Source organism: Desulfocurvus vexinensis DSM 17965 (assembly GCF_000519125.1).
Classification (GTDB): domain Bacteria; phylum Desulfobacterota; class Desulfovibrionia; order Desulfovibrionales; family Desulfovibrionaceae; genus Desulfocurvus; species Desulfocurvus vexinensis.
The window spans coordinates 196,663-216,560 of record NZ_JAEX01000001.1 but is presented as its reverse complement, the minus strand read 5'-3'; the positions used below and the strand labels follow the sequence as shown (position 1 = coordinate 216,560).

The window sequence follows — 19,898 nt, the reverse complement described above, 5'->3', positions numbered from 1 at the left end:
GGCCTCGCGGCCCCGGCGGGCGCAAGCGCGCCGGGCGGCCCACGGAGCGCCCCGGCGCCCCAACGCACCCGGAGCGCCGGGCGCCCTCCCGGCGCAGCCAACGCGACAGGACACGAAGGACAGGAACCAGGCCTATGGAATTTTTCATCCAGCAAGTCATCAACGGGCTGACCCTGGGCGGGCTCTACGCGCTGATCGCCCTGGGCTACACCATGGTCTACGGCATCATCCAGCTCATCAACTTCGCCCACGGCGAGTTCTTCGCCGCCGGGGGCTACATGGGCGTGATCCTGCTGACCTTCCTGGCGGCCCACGGCTACATGGAGACCCACCCCTGGTTCTGCCTGTTCGGCGCGCTGCTTTTGACCATGGGCTACTGCGCCATGCTGGCCATGGCCGTGGAGAAGGTGGCCTACAAGCCCCTGCGCTACGCCTCGCGCCTGTCGGTGCTGCTCTCGGCCCTGGGCATGTCCATCTTTTTGCAGAACGGGCTCATGCTGACCCAGGGCGTGTACGACAAGGCCTACCCCACGGACTTCACCAGCGGCGGGCTGGACTTCGGGCTGATCACCTTCTCCTACATGCAGATCCTCATCGTGGCCGTGACCATCATCCTGCTTGTGGGCCTCAACGCCCTGGTCTTCCGCACGCGCATCGGCACGGCCATGCGCGCCACGGCCCAGGACAAGGTCATGTCCTCCCTGGTGGGCATCAACTCCAACCGCATCATCGCCACCACCTTCGCCATCGGCGCGGCCCTGGCGGCGGCGGCGGGCATCATGATCGGCCTGTACTACGGCAGCGTGCGCTACGACATGGGGTTCGTGCCCGGCATCAAGGCCTTCGCCGCCGCCGTGCTCGGCGGCATCGGCAACATCACCGGGGCCATGATCGGCGGCCTGATCATCGGCATGGTCGAGATCTTCGCCGCCGGATACCTGTCCAGCGAATACAAGGACGTGTGGGCGTTCATCATCCTCATCGCGGTGCTGTACTTCAGGCCCACGGGAATCATGGGTGAAAATGTCAATGATACTCGGGTCTAGAAAGGTCTGGCTGTACTGGGCCGCAGGCATGGCCTGGTTCTACCTGCTGCTGTGGCCGCTCATGGGCATCGGCGCCGACGGCACCGTGACCTTTGCGGACAGCCTCACGGTCTGGGGCTACGTGGCGGCGATCTCGGCGGTGCTGCTGGCGCTGCGCCAGCAGCACGCGCGCGGCTCGTTCACCGCCGTGACCACCCCCCTGGCCCGGGCCCTTGGCGGCGCCAAGGCGGGCATGGACCGGGTGCCCCCGGTGGTCTGGTGGTCGCTGGCGCTGTGCATCGCCGCCGCCCTGCCCTTCGGCACCAGCCGCTACGTGCAGGACGTGGCCATCAACGTGCTCATCTACATCTGCCTGGGCCTGGGGCTCAACGTGGTCATCGGCCTGTGCGGCCTGCTGGACCTGGGCTACATCGCCTTCTACGGCGTGGGCGCCTACACCTACGCCCTGCTGAGCATCCACTACGCCCTGCCCTTCTGGCTGGCCCTGCCCGTGGCCGCCGCCCTGGCCGCCCTGGCCGGATGCATCATCGGCTACCCCACGCTGCGCATGCGCGGCGACTATCTGGCCATCGTGACCCTGGGCTTCGGCGAGATCGTGCGCCTGATCCTCAACAACTGGATGGCCCTGACCAACGGGCCCAACGGCATCCTGGGCATCCAGCCGCCGACCATCTGGTGGCCGAACTTCGAGGGCACGTTCGGCTTCGAGCTGTTGCAGCTCAAGAAACTCACGGCCATGTATTTCATCATCCTGGGCCTGACCATCGTGACCATCGTCGCCGTGCACCGCCTGAACTTCTCGCGCATCGGTCGCGCCTGGGAGGCCATCCGCGAGGACGAGACCGCCGCCGAGCTCATGGGCGTGAACACCTTCCGCCTGAAGCTGCTGGCCTACGCCATGGGCGCGGTGTTCGGCGGGCTGGCCGGGGCGTTTTTCGCCGCGCGCATGCGCTTTGTCAGCCCCGAGAGCTTCAGCTTCATCGAGTCGGCCATGGTCCTGGCCATGGTCGTGCTGGGCGGCATGGGCTCCATCCCGGGCGTGATGCTCGGGGCCCTGGCCCTGGTGGCCCTGCCCGAGGTCTTCCGCCAGTTCGAGCTGTACCGCATGCTGGCCTTCGGCGGCGCCATGACGGTGATGATGCTCTTCCGCCCCAAGGGCCTGTGGCCCGCCAAACGCTTCGGGGCGCGCTCCGAGGAGATGGACTAGGCCATGACCGCAGCCACCGCCACCCAGACCCCCATCCTCGAACTGCGCGACGTGGTCACCAGCTATGGGCGCATCCAGGCCCTCAAGGGCGTGTCGCTGCGCGTCATGCCCGGCGAGATCGTGACCATCATCGGCGCCAACGGCGCGGGCAAGTCCACCACGCTGATGACCATCTGCGGCATCACGCCGCCCCAGTCCGGCGCGGTGTTCTACAAGGGCGAGCAGATCAGCGGCGTCTCGCCCGACCTCTTGCCGCCCCGGGGCCTGTGCCAGGTGCCCGAGGGCCGGCGCATCTTCCCCCGGCTCACCGTGCGCGAGAACCTGGAAATGGGCGCCTTTTTCCGCCGCGACAAGGACGGCGTGCAACACGACCTGGAGCATGTGTTCTCGCTGTTCCCGGTGCTCAAGGAGCGCCGCCGCCAGCGCGGGGGCACCCTGTCCGGCGGCGAGCAGCAGATGCTGGCCATCGGCCGCGCGCTCATGAGCCGCCCGCGGATGCTGCTGCTGGACGAGCCCTCCCTGGGCCTGGCCCCGCTCATCGTGCGCCACATCTTCTCCATCATCGAGCGCATCAACAAGCAGGAGGGCGTGACCATCCTGCTGGTGGAGCAGAACGCCAACCTGGCCCTGCAACTGGCCTCGCGGGCCTACGTCATGGAAACCGGCAGGGTGACCATGGAGGACGAGGCCCGGGCGCTGCTCTCCAACGAGGCCATCAAGAAGGCCTACCTGGGCGAATAGCCCCGCGCCGCCCGCCCCCGCGCGCCCCGGTCCTCCGCGAGGAGGTCCGGGGCGCGCCGCTTTGGCCAGGGGCGCGCAAATGCCGGGCGCGCTCCGGCCCCGGCGATTGACACGGCGGCGGAAGTGAATAGAATTGGCGTAACCTGCAAAGCTATAGCGGCGGGATTGCGCGGATGCCGTACTACCACGTCACCAAGGCCCCACAACCGGGCGGCGACCACGAGGTGCACCAGCGGGGCTGCATGTACATGCCCGCCCCGGCGGACTGCCTGCCCCTGGGGCAGCACCCGACCTGCCACGGCGCCCTGGCCAGGGCCCGGGAGCACTACCCCCGGGTGCGCGGCTGCTACTGGTGCTGCCTGGAATGCCACCCCGGCCCGGAGCCGGACCCGGCCCCGGCGGCGCCCGCAATGTCCGCAGACCAGGACGAACCACACCCGTAGCGTTTGGAGGAAGCCATGCCCCAGTATTACGTGAACAGGAATGCCCAGGAAAACGGCGACCACGAGGTCCACGAGGAAACCTGCCCGTACCTGCCCGCGCCCGCCAACCGCATCGCCCTGGGCTGGCATCCGTCCTGCCATGGCGCCGTACTTGAGGCCCGGAAACATTTCGCGCAGGTGGACGGCTGCTATTGGTGCTGCAACGACTGCCACCGCTCCTGACCGCAGGGCCGGGAGAGGGCAGGACGAAAGCGGGCAAGGGCCGGAGCAGACCTGACGGGGTGCCCCCTGGCCTTGCCACACCCCGCCGCCTGGGCTAACACCAGGAGCATGACAGCACAGACGAACACCCCGGGCACGACCCACATCTTCCTGCCACCCCTGGCCACGCCCACGGGCGGGCTGGCCGTGCTGCACCAGGTGGCCGCGCATCTGTTCGACGCCGGGCGGCCCGTGGCCCTGGTGCCGCGCGAGTCCCGCTTCTGGCGGCCGGACTGCTCCCGGGCCGTGCCCGTGGTGCCCTGGGCCGAGCTGGCCCTGGGCCCGGGGGACATCTGGCTGGTGCCCGAGGGCTGGGTCAACGCCCTGGCTCCGGGCCTGCACTCCGGCGCGCGCACGGTGCTCTATGTGCAGAACTGGGCCTACCTCTTCTCGGCCCTGCCGCCCGATGTGCGCTGGGACCAGTTGCCCGTGGAATTCCTGGCCGTGTCCGACCCCGTGGCCCGCTTCCTGGAATACGCCCTGGGCGAACGCGTGCCCGTGGTGCGCCCCGCCGTGGACCCGGCCCTGTTCCACCCGCCCGCCGCGCCGCGTCCGGCCAGCCCCGTGACCGTGGCCTGCATGCCGCGCAAGAACAAGGCCCTGGCCGCGCAGGTCCGCGCCGTGGTCGAGGCCCGCGCCGCGCGCGACCCCGGCGCGCCGCCCCTGCGCTGGCTGGAAATCGCCGGGCAGCCGCCCCAGGGCGTGGCCGAGCTGCTGCGCCGCGCGCATATCTTCCTGGCCACGGGCTTCCCCGAGGGCTGCCCCCTGCCGCCCCTGGAGGCCATGGCCTCGGGCTGTCTGGTGGTGGGCTACACCGGCCTGGGCGGGCAGGACTCCATGCGCCAGGCCGCCGAGCTGCCCGGAGCCCTGCGGCCCTGGCTGCCCCAGCGCCCCGTGCCCTGGGGCGGCAACGGGCTGTTCTGCGCCGACGCCGACGTGCTCGGCGCGGCCCTGGCCCTGGAGAGCGCCGCGCGCTGGGTGGCCGGAGCCGACCCGGCCCTGGCCCGCGCCGTGGACGCCGCCCTGGCCACCGCCGCCGCCTACAGCCCCGAGGCCCAGCGCCGCGAGGTCCTGGCCGCCTGGGACGCCCTGGCCGCCCGCCCGCCCCGGGCCTGAAGCCCCGGCCCGCCGTGCCCCCCTGCCGGGGCCCCGCCGCCCCGGGGCTTGGCATCGGCGCGAAAAAGCCTATAGTCACCCCCGCAACGGCCCGCAACGGCCCGCAACGGCCCGCGAACCGCCGCCCCTCCGCCACCGCCACCGCCAACAGGACACCGCGCCACCATGGGAAAGAAGCACCGACCGCTGCCCGAGACCCTGGGCCTGCCCGCAGGCGGCGTGGAAACCCACGCCCACCTGGACATGCCCCCCCTGAGGGACGATCTGGACGCCGTGATCGAACGCGCCGCGCGCTGCGGCGTGTCGCGCATCGGCCAGGTCTTCCTGGGCCCGCAGGCCTACCACGCGAACCGCGCGGCCTTCGCGGCGCACCCCGGGGTCTTCTTCCTGCTGGGCACCCACCCCCACGACGCCAAGGAGCTGACCCCGGACGGCTTGCAGGCCACCGCCGACGCCTTCCGCGCCGACCCGCGCCTGCGCGCCCTGGGCGAGATCGGGCTGGACTTCCACTACGACCTCTCCCCGCGCGAGGTGCAGCGCGCGGCCTTCGCCGACCAGCTGGCCCTGGCCCGCGAGCTGGACATGCCCGTGGTGGTCCACTCCCGCGAGGCCTGGGACGAGACCATGACCATCCTGCTGGACCAGGGCTTCCACCGCCGCCCGCTGCTGTGGCACTGCTTCACCGAGGGCCCGGAGCGGATGCGCGAGATCACCGCCCGCGGCTGGCTGCTCTCCCTGCCCGGCCCGGTGACCTACCCGAAAAACGAAGCCGTGCGCCAGGCCGCCGCCGCCGCGCCCGGAGACCGGCTGGTCCTTGAAACCGACAGCCCCTTCCTGGCCCCCGACCCCTACCGGGGCAAGCCCAACGAGCCCGCCCTGCTCGGCTTCACGGCCCTGGCCGTGGCCGCCCTGCGCGGCGAAGACCCCGCCGCCCTGTGGCACAGCACGGCGGCCAACGCCACGCAGTTCTTCGGGCTCTAGGCCCCCGGCCCGCGCCGCGCCAGACATCGCCGCCCCCGGGCGCCGGGCGCAAAAAAAGGGAGCCTCGCGGCTCCCTTTTTCGTGCGGCTCCGGCTTCGCCTAGAAGCGGATTTCCTTGATGTCCTTGGCTGCCAGGCGCATCAGGCCCCAGGGCGTGCGCCCGAAGAACAGCGTGCGCGGCGAGGCCGTGACCGTCTTCTCCTGGCCGTCGGTGAAGGTCACCGTGGCCTGCAGCTCCTCGCCCCGGTGCAGGAAGACCACGCGGGAGACCCGGGCGAAGTCGATGCTCAGGCTGGCCTTGCCCATCTGCACGGGCACCATGGTCAGCCCCTCCACCGAGAAGTCCTCGGCCTGGAAGGTGGTGTCGGTCACGTCCACCACGGTCACGGTGAAATGCCGGTCGGGCTCAGGGATCTTGTTGATGATCCCGGTATCGCCCATGCCGCCCATGCCCATGCAGGCAAGGGCCAGAAGCAGGGTGGCGGCCAGGGCCGCAAGGCGTCGCAAGGCTGGCATCGGCTGTCTCCGCGGGCGCTCAGGGTTCGATGATGGAAAATTCCACCTGGGTGCGCATGGCTTCAAGCCACTCCCGGACCTCCCGCTCCTGCCCCGGGGAATGCACCAGGCGGCATACCGCGCTGTATTTATCCACGACACTCAGATAGGCCAAATTGTCGTGGCCTTCAAGGATGAACTTGAACGGGGCCATGTCCTGCGGGCGCAGGCGGACGTAGATGCGCCGCGAGCGCGCGGGGCGCACGGCCTGGCGGGCGTATTGCGCCGAGCGGGCCTTGCCCACCCGGCGCCCCTTCCACTGGGCGGCGCTCACAGGATCTCGTTCCCGTCCTCGGTGACCAGGACCATGTACTCCCAGCGGATGCCGCCCCACTGGGGGTAGTACAGCCCGGGCTCCACGGTGACGATCATGCCCGGCTCGAACACGCCCGAGGCCTTGGGCCCCAGGCTGGGCGCCTCGTGGGTTTCCAGGCCGATGCCGTGGCCCAGGGCGTGGGTGAAATGCGCGGCCACGCCGTGGCGCTCGAACACGGCGCGCGCGGCCTCGTAGGCCCCGGCGATGGGCAGGCCCGGGCCGACGGCTTTGATGCCCGCCTCCTGGGCCTCGCGGGTCTGCTCCAGGGCGCGGGTGAAGTGCCCGGCGGGCGCGTCGCCGACCCAGAAGGTCCGCGTCTGGTCCGAGCAGTAGTCGTCCAGGCGGCAGCCCTTGTCCAGCAGCACGGGGCTGTTGTCGGCCAGCACGTCGTCGCCGGGAATGGCGTGGGGCAGCGCGCCGTTGGGGCCGAAGGCGGCGATGGTGTCGAAGGACAGCCCGCTCGCGCCCTGGCTGCGGTAGAGCTTTTCCACCTCCCAGGCCAGGGCCTTTTCGGTGATGCCCGGGCGCAGGTGCTCCTGGATCTGCGCGAAGACCTTGTGGTTGAGCGCGCAGGCCCGGCGCATGGCCTGCTGCTCGGCCTGGTCCTTGACGTAGCGCAGCTGGGCCACGATGCCGATGGTCGGCACCAGGCCGACGTGCTCGCCCAGCTTGCCCGCGAAATGGTGGCTCACGCCGTCGGACTCGAAACCCAGCGGCCCCTGGATCACCCCGCGCAGGAAGGCGCCCATGCTGCTGTGCGCCGGGCGGCCATAGATGAAGATGCGCTCCTCGGGCCACAGCCTGCGGGCGGCGTCCAGGTAGCGCGAATCGGTGAGCAGCCAGTCGTCGCCGCGCCGGGAGACGAGCACGGCCCCGGCGGACTCGTTGCACTGCGGGTCGTGCAGCTCGAAGCCGGACAGGTAATAGCGGTTGGCGGCGTGGGTCACCAGCAGGGCGTCCAGGTTCCGTTCGGCCAGGGCCGCGCGCACGCGCTCGCGGCGGGCGGCGTGGATATCGCTTGTGGGCATCGGTGCTCCTTGGGGTCGGGGGAAGCGGTCGCGTTCCCGGCGGCGCGCACGGCGCGGCGCCCGCCCGGGCCTGCCTGTATAGCGCGCCCCGGCGCGATAGGCAACGCGCCGGGCCCGCGTCAGGCGGGATACACGGTCTCGGGCTCGCCGTGGACCACCCGCCGGGCCCATTCGATGCCCTGCATGACGCACTGGTCCAGGTCGCCCGCCTCGTGGCGCCAGCCGCCCATGAGCCCGCGCGAGAAGATGCCCTGGGCCTCCAGGTAGGGCAGGATGGTGCGCAGGGCCGCGTCGCGGGCCAGGTCCGGCAGGGGCGCGGCCCAGGGCCGCTCGGCGTGCCACAGCGCGGCCACCTCGGCCCGGGGGCCGCCGGGCAGCAGGGAGACGTTCTCCAGCCCGGCCAGCACGTCCTGGACCATGGCCTCCACCGGCGCCGGGCGCGGGCCGCACCAGGCCACCTCGGCCAGCAGCGCGCGGGCCCCGGGCTCGGGCACCCGCCCCGGGGCCAGGTTGTGCAGGTGCGTCACGCGGTGGAAGGGGCAGTTGTCCTGGGGAAATTCCATCCAGTGCGCCGTGCCCTGGCGCCCCCCGCGTACGCCCACGCCCACGGCCAGGGCCGAGGTGTGCCGCAGGGTGGCCCCGGCGCGCAGCACGGGCTCGGGCGGGGCGTCCAGCACCGCGCCCACCAGCCGGTCCAGGGGCATGGTGGACAGCAGGTGGGCGTAGCCCACGGTCTGGCCGCCGCGCAGGTGCACCACGCGCGCCAGCGGGTCCACACGCACCACGTCCTGGCCGATGAGGATGCGCTCGCGCAGGCGCTTGGCCATGCGCCGCAACAGCTCCACCGTGCCGCCAAAGGCCGGGGTGCGCACCGTGGCGTCGGGGCCGTGGTCCGTGTCGTCGCGCTCAAGGACCAGGGTTTCCAGCAGGGCGTCCAGGTCCGCCGGGACGAAACGGCCCGGGGCCCAGCGCCAGTCGAGGTCTTCCGGGGGCGCGCCCCGGCGCTTGGCCGTCTGGGGCGCGAGGTAGAGCCGGGCGATGCCCGGGCCGTAGGCGCGCTCCAGCCACTGGGCGAGGTTGTCGGGCTCCGGGGCCGCCTGGCCCCGGGCCAGGGCGGCGCCCAGCAGGCCGCGCAGGCACTCCAGGCGCTGCTGGGCGGGCAGGTAGCGCAGGTTGCGCTGGAAGGGCTGGGGCACCCAGGCCCCGCCCGCACGGACCCAGGCTTCGCGCGGGACCTGGGGCGCGTCGGCGCCCAACAGGTCGTCCACCAGCCGGGCAAACGTCTTGTGGCGCCCGCACAGGGCCCGGGGCTCGGGCTCCCAGGTGAACCCGGCGGCGTCTTTTTCGCCAGCGGCCCGGCCCCCGATGCGCGCCTCGCGCTCCAGGATCAGGAAATCGTCCTCGCCCAGGCGCGACAGGCCCCAGCCTGCGCCGATCCCGGCGGGCCCGGCCCCGATGATGCAGTACGTCGCGTGCACGCGGTCTCCTGTGCCCTGGCGGACGTCCCCCGCCCCGGCGCGGGAGCCGAGGGCGGACGAGCGGGAAAGCCCCACCGCAGGCGCACTGTAGTCCGCGCCCGGGCAAATGGCAATGCAGGCCGGACGCGACGGCGGCAACGCGACCCGGGCGCAGCGACGCAGGCGGCAGGCGGCAAGGGCGCACCCCGCGCAGGCCGGGCGGCGGGTGGAAGGAACAGTCCGGGCGCAGCGGCGGGGCGCCAGGGGCAATATCCGGATCGGGCCGGGCGGCAGGGGCGCCCGGAGGGAGGAACGCAGGCGGGCGGGGCGGCCTCAGCCCGCAGGCCACAGGCTGCGCATGCGCACCAGCTCCGTGCCCCCGGCGGTGGTCAGCGCGTGCAGCAGGGCCGGGCCGCCGCCCTCGGGCGCGCAGCTGGCCGTAACGGTCTCGGGGTGGCGGCATTCGGCGCGAAAGGCGATGTCCACGAGCAGGGGCCGCTCGCGGGGCGGCCCCGCAGGCACGGGCTCCAGGGCCCATTCCAGCAGGCGCACGTTGTTCACGTGGCCGTTTTCGTCCAGGTCGGCCAGCCGGGTCAGGATGGGGCACTGCGGGCCGCCCGGGCCGGGCGCGGGCAGGGCCCTGCCCGTCAGCTCCAGGGCGCGCTCGGCCTGGGCCGGGTGGCAGGCGGTGACGAAGGGCGGCAGGGGCGCGGCCCGGCGCCGGGCCACGTCCAGGGCCACCCAGACCGAGGTCGCCGCGCCCAGGGGCGCCCCGGCGGCGTCCAGGATGTGAAAATCGCGCATGGCGCGCAGGCCCTCCAGGGCCGCAGGCCAGGTGCGCACCACCACCCGCGCGCCCAAGGGCGGGTAGGCGTCCATGCGCAGGGCCAGGCGCGCCAGCACCCAGGCCACTCCGGCCTCGCGCATCTGGCGGCTGCCGAAGCCCAGCTCCCGGGCGTGGGCTGCGGCGGCGTTCTGAAGCCAGTCGGCCACGGCGGAGACCCTGGCCCCGCGCCCGGGCCCGGCGTCAGCCACGCCCACGGTGAAGGCGGCCTCGTGGACTGCGGCTTTCACCCCTGCTCCTCCCGCTCCCAGCGGGCCAGGGCCGCGCCCAGGGCCAGCCCGGCGACGAGCATGGACATGCCCAGCCACCAGGTGCGGAAGAAATCGTGGGCCGAGAAGGCCGTGACCATGTAGCCCACCTGCGAGGCCCACAGGCAGATGCCCACGGCCTCATGCCCGGGCAGGCCGCCGCCCGCGCCCCTGGCGGCCAGCACGCGCGCCCGCAGCCGCAGCGCGCCCCAGCCCGCGTTGCCCAGCAGCAGCGCCAGCAGCACCGCCGTGCCCACCACGCCCGTCTCGGCCAGGAACTGCACGTAGATGTTGTGCGGATGGGGCACCGGCTCGCCGAAGACGCTCAGGTCGAACTGGATGCCCAGGGCGTTGTAGCCTGCGGAAAAGCAGTTGATCCCCGCGCCCAGGATCGGCCAGTTCCGCCACACGTCCAGGCCCACGTCCCAGATGATATAGCGCGGGGCGTCCAGCAGCTCCTCGGGCGACAGCTGCTGGGGGAAATGCGGCGCCGCCACCACCAGCAGCACCAGCAGCCCGGCCAGCACCAGCAGGGCGTGGCGCGTGCCCAGGCGCATCCAGGCCAGAGCGCCCATGGCGGCGATGAAGCCGAACCAGCCGCTGCGCGCCTTGGCCCCCACCAGCAGGAACAGCCCCGGAAAGGCCACCAGGGCCGAGACCGCCAGCCGCGCGGCCAGGGGCCAGCGCGCGGGCAGCAGGGCGGGCAGGGCCAGGCTCACGGGCACGGTCAGCGACATGAGGTTGCCGATGCGCCCGGTCTCCCACATGGCGTTGATCCGCCCCGAGTCGGGCATGCCGAAGAAGAAGTCCACCCCGGTGAAGTACTGGTAGATGCCGTCCAGCCCGCTGTAGAGGCTCATGACCACGAAGGTCCAGGCCAGGGCCCGCAGGTGGCGCGGCTCGCGCACGGCCTCCAGCCCGGCCAGCAGCAGCAGCGGGCCCTTGTAGCTGTTGTGGCCCAGGGCATACCAACTGGCCGAGGGACAGATGCTGTGCAGCCCCTTGAACACCAGCAGCGCGAAGAACGCCGCCAGCACCCAACGTAGCGGGAAGCGCCGCAGGTTCGATCCGCGCCAGTCCAGGACGTAGTAGCCCGCCAGGGCCGATGTGGTGGCCACGGCCCCGATCTCCTGGAAGCTCATGCCCAGGGGGAAGAACAGCACATAGAACCCCAGGGCCCAGCGCACCAGGGACAGGCATTTCCCGGCGGCGGCGGCGCGGGGCACGCCCCCACCCGGGGCCGGAGCAGGGCTCACGCCCCCTCCCGGGAAAGCCCGCGGCCCTGACGGGGCGCCAGGGCCGGTCCGTTCATTGCGTCTTCGCAGTGCATGCATCCTTCCTCAAAGTGTAGGGCAAAGTAGACGAGCTTGCCGTCCAGGTCAATAACACAGCGCATAATCTGAGAACCACTATTGGGCCTCCGCGCCCGGTCCTGCGCATTTGATTGAAAATCCCGGCGGGAAAGGCTAAGAGGACAATTCATGTCCGGCAAGACCATCCTGTTCCTCTCCCGGCCCACGCCGCTCACGCCGCTGTTCCCGTCCTTCCGGCAGGCCGGGGTGGAAGCTGGCCTGGCGGACACCGTGCGCGCGGCCCTGGATTTCGTCGCCAAGCGGCGGCCTGCGCTCGTCTTCGCCGCCAGCGACCTGCCCGGGGTGCGCCCGGAGGACCTGCTGGCCGCCGCGCGCGGCGAGGACGGCTTCCCGCCGGTCATCGTCTTCACCGAGCGCGGCAGCGCCGCCGAGGCCCAGCGCTACCTGGAGCTGGGCGCCCAGGACTACTGGCTAGAGCCCCTGTCGTGGGAAAAAATCCAGGCCGCCCTGCCCGCCGGGCCCGCCCCGGCCCGCCAGCCCGCCCCCGGCGGCCCCGGCGCCCCCGCCCCGGCCAGCCCCGGGGTGCGCATCATCGGCGAGCACCCCACCATGCGCCGCGTGCTGGGCCTGGCCCGGCAGGTGGCGCCGTCCAAGGCCTCGGTGCTCATCTCCGGCGAGTCGGGCACCGGCAAGGAGATGTTCGCCCGCTACCTGCACCAGAGCAGCACCCGCGCCGGGCGGCCCTTCGTGGCCATCAACTGCGCCGCCCTGCCCGAGCACCTGCTGGAAAGCGAGCTCTTCGGCCACGAAAAGGGCGCCTTCACCGGGGCCATCAGCCGCAAGCTCGGCAAGTTCGAGCTGGCCGACGGCGGCTCCATCCTGCTGGACGAAATCACCGAGATGGACCTCGGGCTGCAGGCCAAGCTGCTGCGCGTGCTCCAGGAAAGCGAGCTGGACCGCGTGGGCGGCACCGAGACCGTGAAGGTGGACGTGCGCGTGCTGGCGACCACCAACCGCGACATCGAAGAGTCCGTGCGCGCCAAGGAGTTCCGCCAGGACCTTTTCTTCCGGCTGAACGTCATCCCCCTCAAGCTGCCCGCCCTGCGCGAGCGCGGCGACGACGTGATGCTCCTGGCCCAGTTCTTCGTGGACCGCTTCGCCGCCCAGTACGGCCTGCCCCGGCTCACCTTCGCCGACTCGGCCCGGGCCTGGCTGCTGGGCTACGACTGGCCCGGCAACGTGCGCGAGCTGCAAAACCTCATGGAGCGCGCCGTGCTGCTGGCCGGGGCCGGGCCCATCAGCGAGCGCCACTTCCTGCTGGACGCCGACTCCTGGCCCCTGCCCGAGGACGAGCCCGCGCCTGCGGCCCCGGCGGATTGCGCCCCGGCGGCCCCCTCGCCCGCCGCCCCCGCCGACGCCGACGCCAATGCCCCGGGGCTGACCAGCGCCGTGGACGCCCGCGACATCCCCCTGGCCGAGATCGAGCGCATCGCCATCATGCGCCGCCTGGAGCAGACCGAAGGCAACCGCACCCAGGCCGCCGACCTGCTGGGCATCTCCGTGCGCACCCTGCGCAACAAGATTTCCGAGTACAAGAAACGGGGAATCGACATCCCCTGACGCCAGCCCCCGGCCCCGGGCCGGGCCGCCGCCCCCGCGCGGCGCAACGAGGATACGCCGACCATGCAGATGCTCTCCACCCAGGTCCAGGGTTACCTCAAAAGCTCGTCCTGGATCCGCAAGATGTTCGAGGCGGGCCTGGAGCTCAAGGCCAAATACGGCGAGGACGCCGTGTGCGACTTCAGCCTGGGCAACCCCGACCTCGCCCCGCCCCGGGCCGTGGCCCAGGCCCTGCGCGAGGTCGCCGACACCGCCGAGCGGCCCTTCGCCTTCGGCTATATGCCCAACTTCGGCTACCCCGCCACCCGCCAGGCCCTGGCCGGACACCTCTCGCGCGAGCAGGGCGTGGCCGTGGCCCCCGCCGACCTGGTGCTGACCTGCGGCGCCGCCGGGGCGCTCAACTCCATCCTGCGCGCCGTGCTCGAACCCGGCGACGAGGTGCTCTGCCCCGCGCCCTATTTCGTGGAATACGCCTTCTACGTGCAGAACCACGGCGGCACCCTGCGCCCCGTGCCCGCCAAGCCGCTGACCTTCGAGCTGGACCTCGCGGCCATGGAGGCCGCCATCACCGCGCACACCCGCGTGGTGCTCATCAACTCGCCCAACAACCCCAGCGGCGCGGTCTACACCCGGGCCGAGCTGGAAGGCCTGGCCGCCATCCTGGCCCGCAAGACCGCCGAGTTCGGGCGGCCCGTCTACCTCGTGGCCGACGAGCCCTACCGCTTCCTGGTCTTCGACGGCTGCGAGGTGCCAAGCGTCCTGCCGCTGTACCCCTACGCCCTGGTCGCCAGCTCGTTCTCCAAGAGCCTGTCCCTGGCGGGCGAGCGCGTGGGCTACGCCCTGGTCAACCCCGCCATGCCCGGCAAGGACACCGTGGTGGCTGGCATCGTGCTGGCCAACCGCATCCTGGGCTTCGTCAACGCCCCGGCCATCGGCCAGATGCTCGTGGAGCGGGCCCTGGGCTCGCAGGTCAACCTGGCCGTGTACGCCGAGCGGCGCAAGGCCATGACCACCGTGCTCGACGAGGCCGGCTACACCTTCACCATGCCGAGGGGCGCGTTCTACTTCTTCCCCCAGGCCCCCGGCGGGGACGACGTGGCCTTCTGCGCCGCCCTCCAGGAGGAGCGCATCCTGGCCGTGCCGGGCTCGGGCTTCGGCTGTCCGGGCTTCTTCCGCCTGACCTTCTGCGTGGGCGAGGAGGTCATCCGCCGCTCCGCCGAGGGCTTCGCCCGGGCCATGGCCCGCTTCTAGCCCGGCCTTCCAACGCAGCGCGGCGCGCCCGGGGAGCCCCGGGCGCGCCGCGCCGTGCGTGCGGCCCCCGCGCGGGGGCGCTACTTCAGGCCCTGGGCCCGGAGAAAGTCCGCCAGCCCGCGGTCCGGCCCGCCGATATGCTCCACCCACCAGCCCGTCAGGCGCTCCAGCACCTCGCGGGCCTCATCCCCGGCCCCCTCGCGGAGCACCGCGAAATCGTCCGCCGCCTGCACGATATAGTCGTCGTGCTCGTCCACATGCTCGCCCAGGTCAGGGTACTCGTACTCCTCCATCAGCCGCTGCTCGGAGGTGAAATGGTAGTCGATGTAGTCGTGGGCCTCGAAGATGGCCTCCTCCACCACATCCGCCCCCCTGCCCTGGGTGCAGGCGTCGAACAGGTCGTTCATCAGGCCGACGAGCTTCTCGTGCTGCTTGTCCAGCTTGGCGACGCCAAGCTTCAGGCTGTCGTTCCATTCGATCCGGGGCATCGCGGGCCTCCTTGCATCCTGTTGGGCGCGCAAGCGCGCATGATGGGCCTGATTAGGACGTCACCCCCCGGCTGTCAAGCCGCGCGGCCCGGGCGCGATGAAAACGGCTCTCATCCCTTGAATCCGCGCCGCATTGCCCTATAGTATGGTCGAAGATGGACCTTCCGGCCGCCCCGGCGCGGCCTCGACCCCAAACCCAAGGAGAATACCATGCCCAAGGCAAAGACCGAAAAGGAAAAACGCAAGGAAAAAGTGCTCGTCGTCCTGAACAAGGCCCGGGCCATGGAACTGTACGCCATTTCCCAGTACATGAACCAGCACTATGGGCTGGACGGCATGGACTACGGCGAGCTGGCCCGCGACATGAAGCTCATCGCCATCGACGAAATGCGCCACGCCGAGCAGTTCGCCGAGCGCATCAAGGAACTGGGCGGCGAGCCGACCACCGACCTGGCCGACAAGGTCATCAAGGCCCAGGACGTGCGCACCATCTTCCCCTTCGACGCCAGCGTCGAGGACAGCACCATCGACGTGTACAACCAGTTCCTGCAGGTCTGCCGCGAGTGCGGCGACAACGTGAGCTCCAAGCTCTTCGAGGCCATCATCGACGAGGAGCAGGCCCACTTCAACCACTTCGACAACGTGGGCAACCACATCAAGACCCTGGGCGACACCTACCTGTCCAAGATCGCCGGGACCTCGGCCAGCACCGGCCCGTCCACCAAGGGCTTCTCGCTGGGCGCAGGCGAATAGCCCGCCCCCGCGCAAGCACCAAGGCCCCGCCCCGGCAACGCGGCGGGGCCTTTCGTATGGTCCGCCGGGGCGGCGGCCAGGGCCCCGGCACGGGGCAACCGCCGCCGCAACCGTTCTCGAAAGCCGACCCCATCCCCCCAAAGAAAAAGGTCTTTTGGGGGGAAAGGGAGGGGGCGCGGGGGAGGGAAAACCCCCCTTTTCTCCTCAAGAAAAGGGGGGTTTTCCCTCCCCCGCCGGGCTTCACAGCCCGCAGGGGTCGGCCAGCCCGGGCAGCCCGGGCTATTTGCCGCAGCATTTCTTGTATTTCTTGCCGCTGCCGCAGGGGCAGGGGTCGTTGCGGCCGGTCTTGGGGGCCTCGCGGCGCACGGTTTCGGGCTGCTGGGGGGCCTGGGCGCCGCCGGAGTAGCGCACCTTGGCGGGCTCCTCCTTGTGCTTGAAGTCCTCCTCCTCCACCTGGGACTTGAGGCGCACGCGCACCAGCGAGCGCAGGGCGTGCTCCTTGATGCGCGCGAGCATGTCCTGGAACAGGCCGAAGCCTTCGCGCTTGTATTCCTGCTTGGGGTCCTTCTGGCCGTAGCCGCGCAGGCCGATGCCCTCGCGCAGGTGGTCCATGGACAGCAGGTGGTCCTTCCAGTTGCGGTCCAGGGCTTCGAGCAGGAAGTAGCGCAGGATTTCCTTGTACACGTCGGCGGCGCCCGCGCGCAGGGTGGAGAACTTGTCCATGATGCCCGCGTGGGCCTCGTCGCGGGCGGGCAGGTCGTCCTTCATGGTCTGGGCGTCCCACAGGTCGAAAATCTCTTCCAGGCGCGCGGCGCAGTAGGCCACGTCCTCGGGGTCGGGCTGCTTGCTGGCGGTAATGGGCGCGTAGAGTTCCTCCAGCAGGTCGTCGGTGAAGGCCTCAACCATTTCCTGGAGGCGCTCCTCGTCGGCGGCCATGATCTGGCGGCGCTGGGCGTAGATGGCGGCGCGCTGCTGGTTCATGGTGTCGTCGAAATCCAGGAGCTGCTTGCGGATGTCGAAGTTGTGGGCTTCCACGCGCTTCTGGGCGTTCTCGATGGCCCGGGAGACCATGGCGTTCTCGATGGCGTCCTCCTCGTTCAGGCCCAGGCGCTCCATGATGCCCGTCAGGCGGTCGGAGCCGAACAGGCGCATCAGGTCGTCATCCAGCGCCAGGTAGAAGCGCGAGGCGCCGGGGTCGCCCTGGCGGCCCGAGCGGCCGCGCAGCTGGTTGTCGATGCGCCGCGATTCGTGGCGCTCGGTGCCCAGGATGAACAGGCCGCCCAGGCCGGTCACGCCCTCGCCGAGCTTGATGTCGGTACCGCGCCCGGCCATGTTGGTGGCGATGGTCACCTTACCGCGCTGCCCGGCCTCGGCCACGATCTCGGCCTCCTTCTCGTGCTGCTTGGCGTTGAGCACGTTGTGCGGCACGCGGCGCTTGGTGAGCATGGCGCTGATGAGCTCGGACTTGTCGATGGATACGGTGCCCACCAGGACGGGCTGGCCCTTCTTGTGCAGATCCTCGATCTCGTTGACGATGGCCCGGTACTTGGCCTGCTGGTTCTTGTAGATGGCGTCGGGGTGGTCCTTGCGGACCATGGGCATGTTGGTGGGGATGGCCACCACGTCCAGCCCGTAGATCTGCTTGAACTCCACGGCCTCGGTGTCGGCGGTGCCGGTCATGCCCGAGAGCTTGGCGTACATGCGGAAGAAGTTCTGGAAGGTGATGGAGGCCAGGGTCTGGTTCTCGGCCTCGACCTTGACGCCTTCCTTGGCTTCCAGGGCCTGGTGCAGGCCGTCGGAGAAGCGCCGCCCGGGCATGAGCCGCCCGGTGAACTCGTCCACGATGACCACCTGGTCGTCCTTGACGATGTAGTCGTCGTCGCGCTTGAAGAGCTTGTGGGCCTTGAGGGCCTGAAGAATATGGTGCTGGTAGGCGATGTTGGCCGGGTCGTAGAGGTTGTCGATGTTCAGGATCTGCTCGCAGCGGGCCGAGCCCTCGTCGGTGAGGGCCACGGTGCGGGCCTTCTCGTCCAGGGTGAAGTCGCGGTCCACCTTGAGGGCCGGGATGATGGCGTCGATCTGGGTGTACATGCCCACGGCCATGTCGGCCTGGCCGGAAATGATCAGCGGGGTGCGCGCCTCGTCGATGAGGATGGAGTCCACCTCGTCCACGATGCAGAAGTTCAGGTCGCGCTGCACGAGCTGTTCGAGGTAGAACTTCATGTTGTCGCGCAGGTAGTCGAAGCCGAATTCGTTGTTGGTGCCGTAGGTGATGTCGGCGCCGTAGGCGGCCCTGCGCTGGGTGTCGTCCAGCCCGTGGACGATGACGCCCGTGCTCAGGCCGAGGAACGAATAGATCTGGCCCATCCATTCGGCGTCGCGCCGGGCCAGGTAGTCGTTGACGGTGACCACGTGGGCGCCCTTGCCCGTCAGGGCGTTGAGCACCACGGGCAGGGTCGCCACCAGGGTCTTGCCCTCGCCGGTGCGCATCTCGGCGATGCGCCCCTGGTGCAGGGTGATGCCGCCCACGAGCTGCACGTCGAAGTGGCGCATGTCCAGCGCGCGGCGCCCGGCCTCGCGCACCAGGGCGAAGACCTCGGGCAGCATCTCGTCCAGGCTGCGCCCGGCCTGGGCCTGGGCGCGCAGCTCGGCGGTGCGCCCAGGAAAATCGGCGTCGGCGAGCTTGCGCGTGTCCTGTTCGCGGGCGCCGATGGCGTCCACCAGGGGCCGCAGCGTCTTCAGGTAGCGCTCGTTCTTGGTCCCGAAAATCTTGCGGCCGATGACACCCAGCATATGGTTTCCTCGCTTGGCGTGGCGCGCGTCCCGGCCCGGGGGCCCGGGCGCACCGTTTGGCAAAGTGGTATGCGACTTCTCAAGCCATGTCGATGCAATCCAGCCAGTGGGCCACGGCCACGCCCAGGGGCGCGGTGGCCGCAAGCTGCGTCAGGCAGCCGCTGCAGCCCGACAGCATCAGGTCGCCCGGGGCGGCGGCGCGCCGCTGCCACAGCCGCGCGGCCACGGCCCGCGACAGGTCCGGGGCCCCGAGCTGCATGACGCCGCCCAGGCCGCAGCAGTCGCGCCCGTCGCCGGGGTCCGCGTCCAGGCCCGGCAGCCCGGTGAGCCAGGCGCGGTCGGGGTCGGCGGGCCCGGCGTGGCAGGGCGCGTGGTACAGCACCCGCCCCGGCGCGGCGGCCACGGAAAAACGGACGCGCCCCAAAAGCCGCGACAGGGGCGTCACGGCCTCGGCCCAGGCGGCGGCCTCGGCGGCGTCCAGCCCGGCAACGGGGTCGGCGGCGTAGGCGGCCAGCCCGTGGGTGCACGAGGCGCAAAACGTCACCACCCGAGGGCGGCCCGCCGCACGCCAGGCGGCCACGTTGCGGGCCACGGCCCCGGCGCGGGCCCCGGCCAGCCCGGCGTGGCCCAGGGTCGCGCCGCAGCAGCCCCAGGCGGGCTCGGGCCCGGGCTCGCAGCCCAGGCGGCGCAGCAGGTCCGTGGCCGTGCGCGCCCAGTCCGGGCGCAGGGTCCGGGCCAGGCACCCGCTGAAAAGTACGGTCTTCCCCGCGTCAGGGCAAGGGCCGAATGCCTCGGGCCGCAGCAGGGGCGCCGGGCGCCGGGCCGGGGCCAGGGCCGCCAGCCTGCGCCCCAGGGCGCCCGGGCCGCCGCGCGGCCCCAGGGCCGCGCCCAGGCGCGCGGCGCCCGGCCACAGCAGGTCGGCCCGCCCGATCCAGGCCCGCCACAGCCAAGCCTGGAAGCCCGGATGCCGCCCCCGGGCCAGGGCCACGGCCCCGGGCACGTCCAGCCCCTGGGGGCAGACCCGCGCGCAGCGCCCGCACGACAGGCACAGCCCGGCCAGCCGCTCCACGGCCCGGGCGTCCAGTTCGCCGGGCGCGTCGGCCAGGCGGCGCAGGGTGTAGAGCTTGGCCCGGGGGGAGAGCTCCTCGCGCCCGGTGGCGGCGAGCAGCGGGCAGACTTCCAGGCAGCGGCCACACAGGATGCACTGCGGCTCGTGCGACCGCGCGGGGGAATCCATGATCTCGGGGCGCTCCGTGGCGATTCTCGGGGGTCGCGCGCCCAGCGCGCGCGAAGCCAAAGGATAAGTACGTCCCCGGGCCGCGTCAATGCGTGGCGCCCCAATGGGCCCCGGGCCGCGCCGCGCGGCAGGGGGGAGGGCCGCAGTGCGGCCACGCGGCGCAATCCTGTCAGCCTCCGGGCCGCGCCGCGCGGGAGGTC

Annotated in this window: 19 protein-coding genes; 10 read left to right on the top strand and 9 right to left on the bottom strand. The window is 71.6% G+C overall.

What is annotated here, in order from left to right; genetic code table 11:
- The first annotated feature begins 134 nt into the window (after nucleotides 1–134).
- The 7 genes from G495_RS0100945 to G495_RS0100915 all read left to right on the top strand — a co-directional run bounded on the left by G495_RS0100945 (nucleotide 135) and on the right by G495_RS0100915 (nucleotide 5,795).
- Nucleotides 135–1,046: a branched-chain amino acid ABC transporter permease gene (locus G495_RS0100945; RefSeq protein ID WP_028586269.1), complete on the top strand. Its 912-nt coding sequence runs from the start codon at nucleotides 135–137 to the stop codon at nucleotides 1,044–1,046.
- The gene (locus G495_RS0100940; protein WP_028586268.1) at nucleotides 1,030–2,253 is read left to right on the top strand and encodes an ABC transporter permease subunit; all 1,224 of its coding nucleotides are present in this window, start codon (nucleotides 1,030–1,032) and stop codon (nucleotides 2,251–2,253) included. The genes G495_RS0100945 and G495_RS0100940 overlap by 17 nt, the downstream gene beginning before the upstream one ends.
- A gap of 3 nt (nucleotides 2,254–2,256) precedes the next feature.
- The gene (locus G495_RS0100935; protein ID WP_035250385.1) at nucleotides 2,257–2,994 is read left to right on the top strand and encodes an ABC transporter ATP-binding protein; all 738 of its coding nucleotides are present in this window, start codon (nucleotides 2,257–2,259) and stop codon (nucleotides 2,992–2,994) included.
- Nucleotides 2,995–3,167: 173 nt separating this feature from the next.
- Entirely contained in the window at nucleotides 3,168–3,437 is a 270-nt protein-coding gene (locus G495_RS16890) for a hypothetical protein (protein WP_051444930.1), read from the top strand.
- Nucleotides 3,438–3,452: 15 nt separating this feature from the next.
- Entirely contained in the window at nucleotides 3,453–3,659 is a 207-nt protein-coding gene (locus G495_RS0100925; protein WP_028586266.1) for a hypothetical protein, read from the top strand.
- A gap of 108 nt (nucleotides 3,660–3,767) precedes the next feature.
- The gene (locus tag G495_RS0100920; RefSeq protein ID WP_028586265.1) at nucleotides 3,768–4,814 is read left to right on the top strand and encodes a glycosyltransferase family protein; all 1,047 of its coding nucleotides are present in this window, start codon (nucleotides 3,768–3,770) and stop codon (nucleotides 4,812–4,814) included.
- A gap of 165 nt (nucleotides 4,815–4,979) precedes the next feature.
- Entirely contained in the window at nucleotides 4,980–5,795 is an 816-nt protein-coding gene (locus G495_RS0100915; RefSeq protein ID WP_028586264.1) for a TatD family hydrolase, read from the top strand.
- A gap of 99 nt (nucleotides 5,796–5,894) precedes the next feature.
- On the opposite strand, the gene G495_RS0100910 is transcribed toward G495_RS0100915, so the two are convergent.
- The 6 genes from G495_RS0100910 to G495_RS0100885 form a co-directional block, all read right to left on the bottom strand.
- Nucleotides 5,895–6,311 (bottom strand): hypothetical protein, encoded by a 417-nt coding sequence (locus G495_RS0100910; RefSeq protein ID WP_028586263.1) that lies wholly within the window; start codon nucleotides 6,309–6,311, stop codon nucleotides 5,895–5,897.
- Between the two features lie 19 nt (nucleotides 6,312–6,330).
- On the bottom strand, nucleotides 6,331–6,624 hold the full coding sequence (locus tag G495_RS22320) for a DUF4911 domain-containing protein (protein WP_245588333.1): 294 nt from the start codon (nucleotides 6,622–6,624) through the stop codon (nucleotides 6,331–6,333).
- Nucleotides 6,621–7,694, bottom strand: coding sequence for a M24 family metallopeptidase (locus G495_RS0100900; RefSeq protein ID WP_028586262.1), 1,074 nt, complete (start codon nucleotides 7,692–7,694; stop codon nucleotides 6,621–6,623). Before G495_RS0100900 ends, G495_RS22320 begins: the two co-directional genes overlap by 4 nt.
- A gap of 119 nt (nucleotides 7,695–7,813) precedes the next feature.
- Nucleotides 7,814–9,172 (bottom strand): protoporphyrinogen/coproporphyrinogen oxidase, encoded by a 1,359-nt coding sequence (locus G495_RS0100895; RefSeq protein WP_028586261.1) that lies wholly within the window; start codon nucleotides 9,170–9,172, stop codon nucleotides 7,814–7,816.
- A 312-nt stretch (nucleotides 9,173–9,484) separates the two neighbouring features.
- Entirely contained in the window at nucleotides 9,485–10,225 is a 741-nt protein-coding gene (locus tag G495_RS16880; protein WP_051444929.1) for an acyl-[acyl-carrier-protein] thioesterase, read from the bottom strand.
- Entirely contained in the window at nucleotides 10,222–11,499 is a 1,278-nt protein-coding gene (locus G495_RS0100885) for an O-antigen ligase family protein (RefSeq protein WP_169734336.1), read from the bottom strand. Before G495_RS0100885 ends, G495_RS16880 begins: the two co-directional genes overlap by 4 nt.
- 225 nt (nucleotides 11,500–11,724) lie before the next feature.
- Between G495_RS0100885 and G495_RS0100880 the strand changes: the two genes are divergently transcribed.
- Together G495_RS0100880 and G495_RS0100875 are read left to right on the top strand one after the other, a co-directional pair.
- Nucleotides 11,725–13,176, top strand: coding sequence for a sigma-54-dependent transcriptional regulator (locus G495_RS0100880; protein WP_028586259.1), 1,452 nt, complete (start codon nucleotides 11,725–11,727; stop codon nucleotides 13,174–13,176).
- Nucleotides 13,177–13,239: 63 nt separating this feature from the next.
- A complete protein-coding gene (locus G495_RS0100875; RefSeq protein WP_028586258.1) occupies nucleotides 13,240–14,427 on the top strand; it encodes a pyridoxal phosphate-dependent aminotransferase in 1,188 nt (395 codons plus the stop codon).
- Between the two features lie 80 nt (nucleotides 14,428–14,507).
- Here G495_RS0100875 and G495_RS0100870 read toward each other — a convergent pair whose 3' ends face one another.
- Nucleotides 14,508–14,915, bottom strand: coding sequence for a bacteriohemerythrin (locus G495_RS0100870; protein WP_028586257.1), 408 nt, complete (start codon nucleotides 14,913–14,915; stop codon nucleotides 14,508–14,510).
- 210 nt (nucleotides 14,916–15,125) lie between these two features.
- On the opposite strand from G495_RS0100870, the gene G495_RS0100865 reads away from it, so the two are divergent.
- Complete coding sequence (locus G495_RS0100865; protein ID WP_028586256.1) at nucleotides 15,126–15,668, top strand: ferritin-like domain-containing protein; 543 nt, start codon at nucleotides 15,126–15,128, stop codon at nucleotides 15,666–15,668.
- Nucleotides 15,669–15,947: 279 nt separating this feature from the next.
- Here G495_RS0100865 and secA read toward each other — a convergent pair whose 3' ends face one another.
- Together secA and G495_RS0100855 are read right to left on the bottom strand one after the other, a co-directional pair.
- Nucleotides 15,948–18,461: a preprotein translocase subunit SecA gene (secA, locus tag G495_RS0100860; protein WP_028586255.1), complete on the bottom strand. Its 2,514-nt coding sequence runs from the start codon at nucleotides 18,459–18,461 to the stop codon at nucleotides 15,948–15,950.
- Nucleotides 18,462–18,540: 79 nt separating this feature from the next.
- Complete coding sequence (locus G495_RS0100855) at nucleotides 18,541–19,698, bottom strand: (Fe-S)-binding protein (protein ID WP_028586254.1); 1,158 nt, start codon at nucleotides 19,696–19,698, stop codon at nucleotides 18,541–18,543.
- Between the last annotated feature and the right edge of the window lie 200 nt (nucleotides 19,699–19,898).

What these genes read in the sequence shown, in the direction of transcription:
- G495_RS0100945 (WP_028586269.1), top strand. Translation starts at nt 135, where the DNA reads ATGGAATTTTTCATCCAGCAAGTCATCAACGGGCTGACCCTGGGCGGG.
- G495_RS0100940 (WP_028586268.1), top strand. Translation starts at nt 1,030, where the DNA reads ATGATACTCGGGTCTAGAAAGGTCTGGCTGTACTGGGCCGCAGGCATG.
- G495_RS0100935 (WP_035250385.1), top strand. Translation starts at nt 2,257, where the DNA reads ATGACCGCAGCCACCGCCACCCAGACCCCCATCCTCGAACTGCGCGAC.
- G495_RS16890 (WP_051444930.1), top strand. Translation starts at nt 3,168, where the DNA reads ATGCCGTACTACCACGTCACCAAGGCCCCACAACCGGGCGGCGACCAC.
- G495_RS0100925 (WP_028586266.1), top strand. Translation starts at nt 3,453, where the DNA reads ATGCCCCAGTATTACGTGAACAGGAATGCCCAGGAAAACGGCGACCAC.
- G495_RS0100920 (WP_028586265.1), top strand. Translation starts at nt 3,768, where the DNA reads ATGACAGCACAGACGAACACCCCGGGCACGACCCACATCTTCCTGCCA.
- G495_RS0100915 (WP_028586264.1), top strand. Translation starts at nt 4,980, where the DNA reads ATGGGAAAGAAGCACCGACCGCTGCCCGAGACCCTGGGCCTGCCCGCA.
- G495_RS0100910 (WP_028586263.1), bottom strand. Translation starts at nt 6,311, where the DNA reads ATGCCAGCCTTGCGACGCCTTGCGGCCCTGGCCGCCACCCTGCTTCTG.
- G495_RS0100900 (WP_028586262.1), bottom strand. Translation starts at nt 7,694, where the DNA reads ATGCCCACAAGCGATATCCACGCCGCCCGCCGCGAGCGCGTGCGCGCG.
- G495_RS0100880 (WP_028586259.1), top strand. Translation starts at nt 11,725, where the DNA reads ATGTCCGGCAAGACCATCCTGTTCCTCTCCCGGCCCACGCCGCTCACG.
- G495_RS0100875 (WP_028586258.1), top strand. Translation starts at nt 13,240, where the DNA reads ATGCAGATGCTCTCCACCCAGGTCCAGGGTTACCTCAAAAGCTCGTCC.
- G495_RS0100870 (WP_028586257.1), bottom strand. Translation starts at nt 14,915, where the DNA reads ATGCCCCGGATCGAATGGAACGACAGCCTGAAGCTTGGCGTCGCCAAG.
- G495_RS0100865 (WP_028586256.1), top strand. Translation starts at nt 15,126, where the DNA reads ATGCCCAAGGCAAAGACCGAAAAGGAAAAACGCAAGGAAAAAGTGCTC.
- secA (WP_028586255.1), bottom strand. Translation starts at nt 18,461, where the DNA reads ATGCTGGGTGTCATCGGCCGCAAGATTTTCGGGACCAAGAACGAGCGC.
- G495_RS0100855 (WP_028586254.1), bottom strand. Translation starts at nt 19,698, where the DNA reads ATGGATTCCCCCGCGCGGTCGCACGAGCCGCAGTGCATCCTGTGTGGC.